Consider the following 14,719-nt stretch of genomic DNA (forward strand, 5'->3'; position numbering starts at 1 on the left):
TCTACATGTCCATATTTTTCACCTTAAACCTCTTCATTATAAGTGAGCTTATTTGCATTACTATTACACTATAAAATAAATACATAAGGGTGTACACCGCTGCAATATTTCGATTAGAATTTGTTATATAAGGTGTCATAATCATAGAAAAATTAATATGATTACTGTTTCCAATAAAAAAATTAATAAAATATTGGGAGTAAGATACTATAAAAGCCATAAAAAAGCTTGATATATACCCCTGAAAATATATTGGGATATTAATATGTAGAAACCCTTGCCAAGGTGATGCTCCTAGACCCCTTGCTATTATCTCATCTTCTATTCCCCACACTGTATAATAAGAATATACCATCTTGAAGGCATATGGCAATGAAAAATATATATGTAATATCATAATTGCAACTCCGCATGATGAAAAATATCTTAAAAACAGTTTATGACTGCCTAAACATATACTGATAACAGGAAGTAACATCGGTAAATAAAATACACTCTCTAATATAACCTTATGCTTTATTTCACTTGTTATAAAAAATCGTGAAAGCATTATGCTTAAAATCAAAGAAACAAATCCAACCTCCATAGAAAAAACAACTGATTTTAGTCCTATATACCAATCCTTTGAGTTAAAAAAGTATTGAAATCCTGATAAGTTGAAGTTACTTGGCCAAATATACGTAGATTTCCAAGCACTGAAAAAGGCCCAAATAATTATAGAGATAATTGGTAATAGAAGAAATATTAAAATACATGAGATTACTATATGATGAAAAACTTTCTTCATTTTTCTACCTCCACTTGTCCACCTTTACCCTTAATCATATTATAGTATAAAAGACATAGTATAAGAGATATTAAAATCATTATCATATTAATTGCCATTCCATAAACTCTATTTGATAAATCCGGATTTAAATAAGTTTTATATGCGTAGGCCCCTATAGAAATTGGATTAGATGGACCAAGGTAATAAAACCCCTCATAGGTAAACATGTTAAAATTAAATATGATTAAAAAAGAAGTAAATATAGCTCTCTTTGCTAATGGCAAAAGAATTTTTCTTATATATTGAAACTTTGTACAACCTAAATTCTGTGCTATAAACCCATAATTATTATCTGCTTTTATAAATATTGGCGCTACACTAAACGCAATGAATGGCATTCCCTTAAATACATTTAAAAGTATTACTGCAATACCACTTGAATGGAATATAAGGTTAATATTAGCTCTATTAAAACCTAGCCCAGACATTATATGAAATAATAATCCTCTATCACTATAGGTATTAAAAATTAAAGCCGACGCTACCACATAAGATAATAATATCGGTAATCTATAAAGAATACTTATAAAAACATTCTTAGTTTTTGATATGTAATAGCCTAAATAACATCCAAGTATTGTTGAAATCACCGCTGAAATCACTGCCACCTTGAAGCTGTAAAGTAAACTTCTAATAAATACTGTATCTGAAAATAACTCCTTGTAGTATTGAAAAGTAACATGATTAAATGAAAGCTCGGGAATATATCCCAAGCTTTCTATAAAGGTATTAACAATAACAAACACGGTAACAAGGACTACTATTACTAAGGAAGGAAAAATCATTAATCCTCTCCAAATCTTATTCTTTTGTTTGTTACTTATCAAAAAGAATCACGTCCTCCCATACCTTTTCAATTACAACTACTAGATCTGATTTTAATTCTGCTAGTTGATGCTTTGAAAGTTCTTCATAACTTAGAATTGTGTCTTTATATTCATCTTCTGGTGTAAGATTCTTATCAAGCTCTATTTGTTCTTCCTTTGTTAATTTATCATACTCTATTGATGGCAAATCAGCCCATCCACTTAAATCAGCCTTAGAAATTTGCATCTGTGCTGATAGAGCTGAATCAATTACCTTTAATGCACCATCTAAGTTAGGAGAATTTGCAGCAATAGCTAAGTAATGGGTATTAAATGGTGTTCCCTTATCCCACACAAAACTCTTTGTAGATTCAGGCCAACTATTATCTGATACCTTACTTAATGCTTTATTTGCATTATAATCCATAGCAATTTCTACTTGTCCATCTTGATATAATCCATCAAGCTGCGCTGAATCAGTTGGATAAACTTCACCTTTTTTCCATAGATACTGTTCTATTTCCTTAAAATACTTCAAAGCTGGAGTCATTACTCCTTTTACTGTATCATAATCTGCAGGTAAATCCTTTAAATTTTCATAGCCTATAATATCATAAAGTACTGTTCTAATAAAGGCTGAGCCCGTAAAGTCACTTGATTGTGGATATGTAAAACGACCTGGATTATTCATTACATATTCTTTTAATGCTTTTGAATTTGTGGGAGGCGTATTTATTTTCTCACTATCATAGTTAAATACAAATTGTGCAGTTCCCCATGGTGCCTCATACCCCTCTGTTGGATATCCAAAATCAGTGGTTGCTGCATTCCCTTTTAAATCAACATATTTCTTTGCATTTTCCAATTCACTTACAAAAGGTCCATTTAAAAGCTTATTTTTCTTTGCATAATAAAAGTTCTCTCCATTTAACCAAATAACATCTATAGAACCTTTTTCTGTTGAACTCTTTTCATTTGTCAACTTTAATAGAACTTCATCAATGTTCATAGGAACACGATTAAGTTTGATATTATGGTTTTCTTTTACATAAGGAGCAAGCTTAGTATCAATCCAGGTATTAACTCTTTCATCTCCACCCCAACCATATAGTGTTACTACCTCTTCTTTAGCCTCACTATTTCCACACCCTATAAATATGAAAACAGAGCATATAAGACACACTATTAAAAGAATTGCTAATTGTTTTTTATTTTTCATTGTTACCTCCTAATACCTTAATTGCCATAACCAATCTTTGTATTGCTGTAAATAAAATTAATATTCCATAAATCAGTGCCAGGATCTTCATATATAAATAAAAAATTATCATAATTGTAAACATGATGAAACCTTCAGTTCTCTCCATTAGTCCTGGTTGATAATGAAAACTTTTTATACCTGAGTTTTCCATTAACATTCCACTAGTTAAAAAAACAGTCATAGAAAGTACAATTGTACAGGTAAGAATTAGTAACGTAAAAGTTGCATCCTTACATTGCATGGCAAAGGCAATAATATAACTTATCTCAACCAATCTATCTATCCAGATATCTAATAGAGTACCACAAGGTGATACCTTTCCACTTCTTCTTGCCATGGTACCATCTACTGCATCAAGATAACCTGAAATCCATAGTAATGCAATGGACACCATAAGGTCTCCAAATACAAAGGCAATTGACCCAAGAATTCCTATAGCACCTGCTATTACAGTAACATGAGTAGGCTTTAATCCCATTCTTGAAAATAACTCTGCTCCCTTATGAAATATTCTATCTATATATTTTCTTCCATATGTATCTAGCATTATTTATCTCTCCTCTTAATACCCTTAACAGCCTTATAACGATTTATCCAAGATCCCGTTGTCTGTGTTTGCCATAGGAGCTCTAGTATATGACTGGCCTGAAAATCATTATTCCTAAAAGTATCTACACAAGAAGCACAGTATGTAACAACTTCTCTAGAGGTCGCTTGCTTTGCACGAGCCATAAAAATCTTCTGTCCTTTTTCTGGATTAAGAGTCATAATCATATCTTTTTTACCACAACACATTGTTTTTTCACCATGGTTTGTAAACTCTAATATATCTACACCAAGCTTTTTTAGTATATTCCTTGTGGCAACAGTATTTTCCAAATGATCTCTAACTGGACAAGGATCATGTAAAGACAAACTTCTTCCTTTACAAATATCATATTTATCTTTTGGTATAGCTTCATCTAAAATAGTCCATGCTGAAATCACTTCACATCCACTATACTTCGACAAAGTGTGCTGACAATTGGGACATAGTGTATATATTTTCTTTATGCCACAATTTAAAAATGCCTCTTTTAAGTATGTATTCTTTTTTTCATAGGGTTTTCCTCCCTGAATATGCAGTGATGGTTTTCCACAACACATGGAACTCAATACCAAATCTGGAATCTGCATTTTTAAAAGCTTATAGGTTTTTATAACTATATCTTCACCCATAGACAAAATAGCACACCCTGGCCAGAATACGTTGTCACCAGCTTCAAGTTTTGAAAATACTGGGTTGAAACTAAGCAATTGATGAGTCTTTATACTTATTTTACCTTTAATCATAATCCCATTACGCCTCCTTCCATGCATAAAAATAAGAGGCATTACACTCCCTCTACCACTCTGTTCTTACAGTTCTTTTATTTTATCAAAAAAAGTATAGCTTTATTCACTATGCTTGTCAATTAATTATAGATACATGTAATACTAAAGCTACAGCTTATTAGATTTATCTATTGGAGTTCCAATGATTAATCCTATATAATGGTTGAAGTACTAAGTACATAACTTTTTTTATGAGGGTATATTAAATGAAAAAGAAATTTAGTTTATTATTAATTCTTTGTGTAGTTATTTCAACTCTACTTATAGGTTGTAGCAAGCCAAAAGATTCTTCTGGGGACAAGGGTGCCGAAGTGGAATATCAGTATTACACAGCTGATCAATTAAAAACTGCTATTGAAAATAAAGACCCTATGTATCTACTTGACATACAAGTTAAAGAAGATTATGATGCTCATCATATCGTTGGTACAATTCCAACTTATGCATACCCAGCTGATACTGCAGAATTAAAATCTAAAATAGATGTTTCTTTAAATGAAATTAATGCTACAAAAGATCCAATCATCGTAGTTTGCCCAGGTGGCGGGGGCGGAGCAAAAAATACTATAGAATATTTAGTTAATGAAAAAGGTGTAGATGCTAGCAGATTATTCATCCTAGAAAAAGGTCAAAAAGGTTGGCCACACGATGACTTATTAGAAAAGTAATTTGAATTACTAGTTATTCTTATCAATATGATTATATAAAAAATAGCAGAGAATGATTAATTTCATCACTGCTATTTTTTATGTTATTTTCTTCTGAATCTTACATTCTTTTTCTTTTGTACTTTCTACTATTCTTCTTATATTAATTTGCTATTGTTTCTTTTTCTGCTTTTCATTATACATTTGCTTTATCATAAATATAATTACAGTTAATGCAAATAGAAGTAATAATGCTGTTACTACCATCTGTACCCCTCCAGTTAGCATACCTCCAACGTATGAATAAACTAATGTAGCAGGTAATTGCCCAATACCTGTAGCAATTAAAAATGATATAAATCCCATGGATGTTAATCCTGCAGCGTAAGATATAAAATCAAAAGATACAAAAGGCAACAAACGACAAATTAAAATTGTATGTTTACCATATCTCTCAAAAAATCCATCTACACTTACCATTGCATATTTACTTGTTAGCTTTTCAACAGCGTCACGTCCTAATATTCTTCCAATGAAAAAGCACACTCCAGCTCCAGCCATTGCACTTGCCCAAGAAAGAATTGCACCTTGCCACCATCCAAAAATAGCTGCATTTGCAAAGGTAATCAAAAATGCTGGTAAAGGTGCCGCCACTGATTGAAATATCATAAGTAGGAATGAAATCACTACTGCCCAAATACCAAATGATCTTATATATCCAGCAATTGATTCTACACTCATAGAACTAAATAAAGTGAATATTCCGTTCACTTTTGAATTAAAGGATGGAATAAAAAAATATACTAAAATAAGTGCTACTACTATTGAAATTATTACTATTTTCCCAACATGTTTATTTTTATTTCTTAATTCATTACTCATTATGTTCCTCCATAATAATCTAAATAAAGCATCCTATGAATACATCAAAGGATACTTTATTATACTTAATAATTTTATTTTTCAACTTCCTCTACTGCACACCATCTATAGTAGGATTCATCATAATTTATTGAATCTTCAAAACCACACATTTCAAGAATTAATTGCATATATGCTGAACGAATACCAGCTGTACAATATGCTACAATTTTATCATTTTTCGAAAGTCCAATGGATTCAAAGATTTTTGTTAATTCATCATTAGATTTTAATGTAGAATCTTCATTGAATAAATCAGTAAATTTTAGGTGAATTGCTCCTGGTAAATGTCCACCCTTTACTTCGCCATATAAGGTTTTTCCATCATACTCTTCATCAGCACGAACATCTATAACTTTTACTTTATCGTAATTAGTCTTTAGTTCATCAGTGTTGATAACGTGAGTATTGTCAATAGTATCTATTTTTACTTCTGTAGGTACTGGAGTAGCAACTTCCTTTACACTTGGAAGTCCTGCTTTTACCATTGCATCATATCCACCATCTACCATTTTTACATTCTTATATCCTGCTGCTACAAGTTCCCATAAGATTCTACCATCATCGCCCCAGCCATTTTGAGCTGCTGCAAAAAGAATAATTTCTTTATCCTTGCTAATCCCAAGGTCACCTAATCTCTTACTTAAAACTTCTTTATCAAGAATTGTTCCCCACATGGAATCTCCTGTTTTTCCTTCTTCAACTGCTGCAATTGATTGCCACATCATTGCTATAGAACCTTTAATAGTTCCTTTCTTAGCAGCTTCTTCTCCACGTGCATCAATTAAAAGTACATTTTCTTTATCTATAATATCTTTAACATATGTAGAATCTACTATATACTTGCCTTCAAATGGAACTTTTTCTACTGTTGATGTGTCCGCATTTGTATTCAAATCAGCTACTTCATCTTTTTTACCGCATCCAACTACTGCAAAGCTTAAGGCTAATGTCATAGCTAATGCAAAAGCTAATCCTCTTTTTTTCATTATTAATACCCCCTATTGATTGACTTAGTATATTTGCCTTAATCAATGTATCAAACTGAATTATGGTAGTCAAATAATATTGATTATATCTATAAATAACAAAAGTTGTATTAATAATATCAATACAACTTTTAAACACAATACTTTTATTACTACATAAAAATTTCTTTTGTAGGATCTACCATTTCATGAATTTCCTCTGAATTCTATATATAAATTAACATCTATATATTTTATACTTTAAATTCCCCAATCATTTCGCTTAACTTCTGAGCAAGTTCTGCTTGACTTTGTGCTGTTGCAGCTACTTGTTCCATGCCTTCTGACGCTTCATTTACACTATTCCCAATAAAATCTGAATTTTCAAATGACCTTCCCGCCATGTGTGCCATGCTATTTACTGCACTGCTTACCTCATTTACTGTGGCATTAATTTCTTCTGTCATTGCCGCTATATCCTCAGACATGTTAGATATAAATTCAGCATCTTTATAATACTGCTCACCCATACTAGAAAATTTATTAAACTGAGGATTAACTTTATTTTCTATAAATCTCAATATATTGTTTGAATTTTGTGATAAATCCTTAAAAGCATTTTGAATCTTTTCTATTGTGGTTTCTACATTAGCTACAGCATTTGCTGACTGCTCTGCTAGCTTTCTAACTTCATCAGCTACTACTGCAAATCCCTTTCCTTGATCTCCTGCTCTTGCAGCTTCTATAGCAGCATTTAATGCAAGAAGATTTATATTGGCTGAAATAGCTGCTATTGTATCTGCCATAATTTTTACATCTTCTACAACTTTTCCATCTTCTATTGACTTCAATATCTTTTCTTCATTTTCAGTAAATAACTTTCTTGTTTCTTCAAGGGCTAGTTTCCCATCACTTTGAACTTTAATTGCTCTTTCTTTAGATTCATTAGAATTAGAACTTCCATCAATTGCTTTCTGTGAAAGTATATTAATACTTGAGTCTACTTCCTGAATTGATGCTGATATTTCCTCTGCTCCAGCACTAGTCTCTCCCATCTCTTTTCCAATTTCAACAGTAGATTTATTTATATCATTAAGTTTTATATTCATATCTTCTACAGTTGCAAATAACTCTTCACTAGATGCACTAATTTCTTGAGTATTTTCTATTATCTTCTTAATAAGTGTACTTACATCACTTTGAGCATTATTAAGTGCAATTCCTATATCTGCAAATTCGTCTTTCCCATCTATAATTATAGGCTCTGCAAAATTATGTTCTTTAAGACTATCAGAAAAACTTCTAATTCTTTTTAATGATTTCATTATATATCTATACAAAAGAATTCCAAATATAAGACTTAATATTAATCCTATAACCATTGTAAAGCTGATTACGTATATTGATTGTTTATAAATTATATCACTGTCTAATTTTTTATTTTCTCCACCATCAATATTTATTTTTATTAACTTGTTTAGTAATTCATAAACTGCTTTCCATTGAGACTCATTTATATCTTTAAGTTTTAAAGCTTCATCATATTTTTTTTCTTCAGTTAATTTATAAATTTGTTCCTTACTTGTTCTATATTCAACAAATTTATTTTTAAATTCATTGAAAATCTCTTCCTCACCTGGAAACCAGTCATCTTCAACATCATCTTCTGTTCCTTCATACTGCTTCATTAATTCATCATCTTCTTTTTTAATCTCTTCCATATTCATTTTTAAATTATTAATCTTATTCTCATCTTTCTCATTTAATAACATTAGTATATTTGCCTTATTTTCAATTAAATTACTCTCTACATGCCTAATCCTATTTACTGCATCCATAGAATATGAAATGTCATCAGCATTCTTATTCATACTATTAATTATAAATATACTACCAATGCCAGTAGTAATTAATAAAATAATCATAATACTAAAAGAAAATATAAGTTTTGTTTTCAAATTTAATTTAATCATTCTTAATTATCCCCCTAGATTTTTAGTTGTTATACAATGAAGTTACTTATATTTATATTCAGAGGTATTATATTACATTTTAAAGTTAATATCAACTTTAAAATGTAATATTAGCTTTCAAATATACTATAATACTAAAATGTAATATTTTTTTAATCTTAAATCATTAAATAATAGTTAACTATATTATTGATAAAATTAGTTATTTAAACTTTTTTTCTTTTGTAAAAATTCTTTATTCATAGTTGCATACATAAAAATATCCTATAGAGTAGTTCTATTTGTCACACTCTATAGGATATTTTTTAATATTATTAGCATTTCTTTTATATGCTATTATTTGTTTTCATTAATAATTTCTTTATAAGCATCTAAATCTGTATATAATTCTTCTTTTATTGGATTACGTTTATATTTAAATATCTTATATAAATGGTAACCAAACACTGCAATATTTGAAACTAATGCTATTGCACTAACAACAAATAGTGCTGTTTCATTGTGTGATGACTTAACAGCAAATTTAGAAGTATCCACAAAAGTTGGGAATGACATAACAAACATCATCCAGAATGCTAAATTATGTGCCCGATGTTGTAACCAATCACCCTTCTTTATGAAAACACTTAAATTGTACATGACAATAATAATGCTGCTCCAGCATAAGAAACGTGTTATGCATGCCCCTTTATTTTTTTACTTATGGCAAAGAACTCTCTAATGAGAGTTCTTTAATCTTTTCTTTTAAAACTATTATGAATAATATTTTACTATTTACCTATAAATGGTATTGTAATTTTTCACCCTACATCTATACAAATTATAGCCAATAGTTATTGCCAAAATCACACACATAATAATTGATGTTCTTACTACAGATTGAATTACTTTATTATGAATTGCTATTGCTACATATCCCCAAATGAAAACAAGAGCATAGATATTATCCATTTGAGTAATTGTAAATAAAATAGCAATTAAAGTTCCTATCACCAACATAATAATTGCCCATCCCACTTCACCTATTCCAAAAATTTCTGTTATTCCCATCATCTTAAGTACCAAGCTAATATTAACAATAGTGGCCACTGATAACCACGCTGTTAAAAATGAAAAAGGTACTTTAAATAGTTTAGATACATAACTTTTACTAATGATGGTATAAATAACAAGTGCAGTAACTAATGCAATTATAATAAATATTGGTGAAATCTTTGTAGGAACCAAAATTGTAAGTCCTGTGAAAATCATACAAACCACAAACCAATATCCCACATCTTCATACATGACTTCCTCATCAGTATTGGCAAAAAAACCTTTAATAACCCATATGCCTAATAAAATATATATAAGTATCCATATGCTAAAAGCATAAGGTGCTGGCATAAAAATAGGCATAATTTCATTGGTATTAAACATATTTCCAGTTCTAGCAAACACAAAAGATGCCATTAGTAGAAAAATAAAACCTAATAAATTAATAATAGATAATACTTGCTTATTCTTCATCTTATTCCCCCCCTTATACTTAATATATGTAGTTTTTTTTTCATTTAGTCTTTAATAAGTTTTCTATTGTTTATCCTTTTAAAAATTTTCTTACTTTTGCTTTTCACCTATAAAAACACCAAAAGCCTAGAACAAATAATTGCTCTAAGCCTTTGGTATAAATATATTTTATAGTTAATTAACGCTAAAGATTTTTTCTATAAATTCAGTCTACACTTTGGATAGATTCTATACTATTTAATACACATTTTTTGATTTATTGTATGTATATGTTGCTTATTAAATATCATTTTTAGCAATATTTATTCTATTAGAATTTTTTTAATAGATTTGCCATTTCTATAGCAGTTACTGCTGCATCGTAGCCTTTGTTTCCTGCTTTAGTTCCAGCTCTTTCAATAGCTTGCTCGATTGTATCTGTTGTTAAAACTCCAAATACTACTGGCTTTTCTGATGATAATGAAACTGATGCAATTCCCTTCGATGCTTCTGAACATACATAGTCAAAGTGTGGAGTTGATCCTTTTATAACTGCCCCTAAGCATATAACTGCATCATATTTCTCGCTTTTCACCATCTTTTTAGCTATTAATGGAAGTTCAAATGCTCCTGGTACCCAAGCAACTTCGATATTATTTTCATCTACACCATGTCTTCTTAATCCATCTATCGCTCCACCTAACAATTTTGAAACAATAAATTCGTTAAATCTTCCTACTACAATACCAACCTTAAGACCTTCTGCTACTAAATTTCCTTCTATCATTCTCATTTTTTCTTCCTCCTAAAATTTTAATTATCTATTTAAGTTTTTTAATAGGATAACATATGATTTAGTTTTTGTTGTTTAGTTTTTAAGTAAAATTCATTTTTTTCATTATGATTCATTTGAATAGGAACTCTCTCAACTACTTTGAGATCATAATCTTCTAACCCATTTATTTTTCTTGGATTATTTGTCATAAGTCTAACCTTTTTAACTCCTAAATCCTTTAAAATCGCTGCTGCTACATCATAGCTTCTCATATCAGCTGGGAATCCTAGCTTAATATTTGCTTCTACTGTATCAAAGCCCTGATCTTGAAGTTCATAAGCCTTTAACTTGTTAATAAGTCCTATACCTCTTCCCTCTTGTCTCATGTATAGCAATATTCCTGAACCTTCTTCTGCAATTTTCTTCATAGCTGCATCGTATTGCTCTCCACAATCACATCTTTTAGATCCCAGTGCATCTCCAGTTAAACATTCTGAATGTACTCTAATTAGTACTGGTTTTTCCCCTGTTATGTCACCTTTAACTAGTGCTACATGATGTTCTCCATTTAATTGGTTAACAAAGCCATACATTTTAAAATCACCAAACTTTGTTGGCATTTTTACTTCTACTACTCTTTCCACTAAAGTTTCTGTTTCTTTCTCTTTTCTGTATTTAACTAAATCTGCTATAGTTATAATCTTTAAGTTATGAGTCTTCGCAAACTCCATCAACTCTGGAGTTCTTGCCATTGTTCCATCATCATTCATGATTTCACATATAACACCTGCTGGCTTTAATCCTGCAAGCTTAGGTAAATCTACTGCCGCTTCAGTATGTCCAATTCTTTCTAATACTCCACCTGATTTAGCTATTAGGGGGAATACATGCCCTGGTCTTCTAAAGTCTTCTGGCTTACTATCTTCTAAAACCTTTTGAATTGTTAATGCTCTTTCAAATGCTGAAATACCAGTTGTTGTATCTACATGGTCAATAGCTACTGTAAAAGCTGTTTCATGATTATCTGTATTTTTTTCCACCATTGGATGGACATTTAATTCCTTAAGTCTTTCTTCTTCCACTGGCATACATATAAGACCTCTACCATACTTAGCCATAAAGTTTATAGCTTCCCCGGTTACCTTTTCTGCTGCCATTAATAAATCCCCTTCGTTTTCTCTATCTGGATCATCAATGACTACTACAATTTTACCTTCTTTAATATCCTCTATGGCTTCTTGGATGCTATTGAATTTAAACATATATATTAATTCCTCCTCTTTTTACATAAATCCATTATTTATAAGAAACTCTTCACTTATTGAAGTACTTTTTGCTTCCTTCTTCACAGTATTTAATCCTAAAAGTTTTTCAACATATTTTCCTATTACATCACATTCAAGATTAACTGTATCTCCTGACTTTTTAGCAAGTAATATAGTTTCTTCTCCTGTATGTGGGATTATTGATACTTTGAAGGCTTCATCATTAACATAAGCTACTGTTAAACTTATTCCATCTATCGCAATTGAACCTTTTTCAACAACATATTTTAACACCTGTGATGTAGCCTTTATATTTACCCATGTAGCATTATCTTCTTTAACTAAAGAAGTAACTTCTCCTACCCCATCTATATGTCCACTCACTATATGGCCTCCTAGTCTACCTTCTAAACTTAAGGCTCTTTCCAAATTCACTCTACTGCCTATGGCTAGCTTTCCTAAATTACTTCTTCGTAAGGTTTCTGCCATTACATCTGCTTCAAAGATGTTACCACTTAAATTTGTTACAGTAAGACATACACCATTAGTACAAATACTATCTCCTAATATTGTTTTTTCTAAAATCTTATTAGCTTTAATTACAAGCTTTGAAGATTTTTCGCCCTTTTTTATTCCTTGTACTACACCTATTTCTTCAACTATTCCTGTAAACACTTCTAAATTTTCTCCTCCTTCATATAACCTTCAAGTAATATATCCTCTCCTATTAATCTTACTGTCATATTCTCTACTTTAAAGGCATCTTTTAATAGCTCTATACCCATTCCGCCTACTGGTGTTTTAGACTTTTCTCCTCCAATTAGTTTTGGCGAAATATAAACCTGTATCTTATCTACTATTCTTGATTCTAATGCTGAAAAGCTTAGTGAAGCTCCCCCCTCTAATAAAATTCCATCTATATTTAATTCTCCTAATTTAATCATTAATTCCTGTAGGTCTACTCTTCCATCCTTTGATTTAACAATTAATACCACTACTCCTTGGTTCTCTAGTATTGCAATTTTATCTTTAGCTGCCATATCCGTTGTGGCAATAATGGTTTTAGCTTTATCAGTATCAACTATAACCTTTGACTCCATAGGAATTCTAAGTTTACTATCTACAACTATTCTTATTGGGTTTCTACCTTCTTCTAATCTGCAAGTCAATTCTGGATTGTCTTTAATAACTGTATCAACACCTACCATAATGGCAGATAATTCATTCCTTAACTTATGTACTTCATATCTTGCTTCTTCTCCTGTAATCCACCTTGACTCTCCTGATGCTGTAGCTATCTTACCATCTAAAGACATGGCTGATTTTAAAACTACAAATGGTTTTTTCTTTACTATATATTTCATAAACACTTCATTAATCTTTTTACATTCTTCTTCTAACACTCCAATTATAACTTCTATTCCTGAAGCTCTAAGGATTTCAATTCCTCTTCCAGCAACTAAAGGATTAGGATCGAGGGTTCCAACAACAACCTTAGCGATTCTATTTTCAATAATTTTTTCTACACAAGGCGGTGTTTTCCCATAATGAGAACACGGCTCTAAAGTAACATATATTGTGGCTCCTTCAGGGTCTTCACTAACACTTTTAAAAGCATTTACCTCAGCATGGGCCTTGCCATATTCTTCATGGTATCCTTGACCTATTATTTTCCCACCATTCACAATAACTGCGCCAACCATTGGATTAGGATTAACTTTCCCCTTACCCTTTTTAGCTAATTCTATAGCTAATTTCATATAATTCTCATTCAATAGAATCACCTCATTTCATTCCTTAATTTTCAATGTGTTTTTTCACTACATCTCTTGAAGCACTACCAATTATAATATGTGTTTTTTTACAAATTTTATACTTATAAGTTGACTAACATCAAGGGCTATCCATCTCCTATCTAAGAGGATGGAAGAATCATCATCATTTTGGTTAAAAATAAAAGCCCCAAGTTAAAAAACTCAGGGCTCCATAGTAATATTATAAATAATCAACTATCTATTCTATATTAAAATAAAAATAGTTTTATGATATGTATAATTATACAATTCTATTAAAGTAATAATAATCTAAAAAAAGCTCTGAAATACAAAATATTTCAGAGCTGAATACACAAAATAAACTAATATAGTTATGCTTAGATTACTATACTTTATATTCATCTTCTCACATCCAGACTTTACTGTCGGCTTCGGAGTTTCACCGAATCATACCACTAAGGCTCGCGGGCTTTACCGCCGGTAGGGAATTTCACCCTGCCCTGAAGACTTATTAAATTTTATGACAACATTGTATTGCTTTTTTTATCTTATGTCAATACTTTTTAAAAAAATCTATTCTTTTTAAGAAGATTTCATTTTTAAGTTTATCGGCTTGTCTATATCATACTTTTTATCC

Annotated in this window: 15 protein-coding genes and 1 riboswitch; of the genes, 1 reads left to right on the plus strand and 14 read right to left on the minus strand. The window is 30.6% G+C overall.

What is annotated here, in order from left to right:
• Position 1: 1 nt before the first annotated feature.
• The 5 genes from RSD37_RS02275 to RSD37_RS02295 are packed head-to-tail and all read right to left on the minus strand — an operon-like array spanning position 2 to position 4,228.
• Positions 2–787 (minus strand): hypothetical protein, encoded by a 786-nt coding sequence (locus RSD37_RS02275; RefSeq protein ID WP_346945073.1) that lies wholly within the window; start codon positions 785–787, stop codon positions 2–4.
• Positions 784–1,656: an ABC transporter permease subunit gene (locus tag RSD37_RS02280; RefSeq protein ID WP_346945074.1), complete on the minus strand. Its 873-nt coding sequence runs from the start codon at positions 1,654–1,656 to the stop codon at positions 784–786. The genes RSD37_RS02275 and RSD37_RS02280 overlap by 4 nt, the downstream gene beginning before the upstream one ends.
• Positions 1,646–2,854, minus strand: a complete 1,209-nt coding sequence (locus RSD37_RS02285; protein ID WP_346945075.1) for an ABC transporter substrate-binding protein — start codon at positions 2,852–2,854, stop codon at positions 1,646–1,648. The genes RSD37_RS02280 and RSD37_RS02285 overlap by 11 nt, the downstream gene beginning before the upstream one ends.
• A complete protein-coding gene (locus RSD37_RS02290; RefSeq protein WP_346945076.1) occupies positions 2,844–3,443 on the minus strand; it encodes a CDP-alcohol phosphatidyltransferase family protein in 600 nt (199 codons plus the stop codon). Before RSD37_RS02290 ends, RSD37_RS02285 begins: the two co-directional genes overlap by 11 nt.
• On the minus strand, positions 3,443–4,228 hold the full coding sequence (locus tag RSD37_RS02295) for a (Fe-S)-binding protein (protein WP_346945077.1): 786 nt from the start codon (positions 4,226–4,228) through the stop codon (positions 3,443–3,445). The genes RSD37_RS02290 and RSD37_RS02295 overlap by 1 nt, the downstream gene beginning before the upstream one ends.
• A 248-nt stretch (positions 4,229–4,476) precedes the next feature.
• Here RSD37_RS02295 and RSD37_RS02300 point away from each other — a divergent pair, with 248 nt between their 5' ends.
• On the plus strand, positions 4,477–4,938 hold the full coding sequence (locus tag RSD37_RS02300) for a rhodanese-like domain-containing protein (RefSeq protein ID WP_346945078.1): 462 nt from the start codon (positions 4,477–4,479) through the stop codon (positions 4,936–4,938).
• A 150-nt stretch (positions 4,939–5,088) separates the two neighbouring features.
• Here the strand turns inward: RSD37_RS02300 and RSD37_RS02305 are convergent, their stop codons facing one another.
• The 9 genes from RSD37_RS02305 to ribD all read right to left on the minus strand — a co-directional run bounded on the left by RSD37_RS02305 (position 5,089) and on the right by ribD (position 14,082).
• Positions 5,089–5,799: a TVP38/TMEM64 family protein gene (locus tag RSD37_RS02305; RefSeq protein WP_346945079.1), complete on the minus strand. Its 711-nt coding sequence runs from the start codon at positions 5,797–5,799 to the stop codon at positions 5,089–5,091.
• A gap of 74 nt (positions 5,800–5,873) precedes the next feature.
• On the minus strand, positions 5,874–6,827 hold the full coding sequence (locus tag RSD37_RS02310; RefSeq protein WP_346945080.1) for a rhodanese-like domain-containing protein: 954 nt from the start codon (positions 6,825–6,827) through the stop codon (positions 5,874–5,876).
• A gap of 233 nt (positions 6,828–7,060) precedes the next feature.
• On the minus strand, positions 7,061–8,779 hold the full coding sequence (locus RSD37_RS02315) for a methyl-accepting chemotaxis protein (protein ID WP_346945081.1): 1,719 nt from the start codon (positions 8,777–8,779) through the stop codon (positions 7,061–7,063).
• Positions 8,780–9,115: 336 nt separating this feature from the next.
• A complete protein-coding gene (locus RSD37_RS02320) occupies positions 9,116–9,418 on the minus strand; it encodes a DUF5692 family protein (protein ID WP_346945082.1) in 303 nt (100 codons plus the stop codon).
• Positions 9,419–9,553: 135 nt separating this feature from the next.
• Positions 9,554–10,288, minus strand: coding sequence for a hypothetical protein (locus tag RSD37_RS02325; protein ID WP_346945083.1), 735 nt, complete (start codon positions 10,286–10,288; stop codon positions 9,554–9,556).
• Positions 10,289–10,598: 310 nt separating this feature from the next.
• The gene (gene ribE, locus RSD37_RS02330; protein WP_346945084.1) at positions 10,599–11,060 is read right to left on the minus strand and encodes a 6,7-dimethyl-8-ribityllumazine synthase; all 462 of its coding nucleotides are present in this window, start codon (positions 11,058–11,060) and stop codon (positions 10,599–10,601) included.
• Positions 11,061–11,101: 41 nt separating this feature from the next.
• Positions 11,102–12,304, minus strand: a complete 1,203-nt coding sequence (locus RSD37_RS02335) for a bifunctional 3,4-dihydroxy-2-butanone-4-phosphate synthase/GTP cyclohydrolase II (RefSeq protein ID WP_346945085.1) — start codon at positions 12,302–12,304, stop codon at positions 11,102–11,104.
• A gap of 21 nt (positions 12,305–12,325) precedes the next feature.
• On the minus strand, positions 12,326–12,982 hold the full coding sequence (locus RSD37_RS02340; protein WP_346945086.1) for a riboflavin synthase: 657 nt from the start codon (positions 12,980–12,982) through the stop codon (positions 12,326–12,328).
• A 2-nt stretch (positions 12,983–12,984) separates the two neighbouring features.
• Positions 12,985–14,082 carry a bifunctional diaminohydroxyphosphoribosylaminopyrimidine deaminase/5-amino-6-(5-phosphoribosylamino)uracil reductase RibD gene (gene ribD / locus RSD37_RS02345; protein ID WP_346945087.1) on the minus strand — a complete coding sequence of 366 codons (1,098 nt, stop codon included), beginning with the start codon at positions 14,080–14,082 and terminating at the stop codon, positions 12,985–12,987.
• A gap of 396 nt (positions 14,083–14,478) precedes the next feature.
• Positions 14,479–14,594, minus strand: a riboswitch (FMN riboswitch).
• Between the last annotated feature and the right edge of the window lie 125 nt (positions 14,595–14,719).

Origin of the sequence: Clostridium sp., assembly GCF_036646415.1 — a bacterium.
In the GTDB taxonomy this organism is placed as follows: domain Bacteria; phylum Bacillota; class Clostridia; order Clostridiales; family Clostridiaceae; genus Clostridium_J.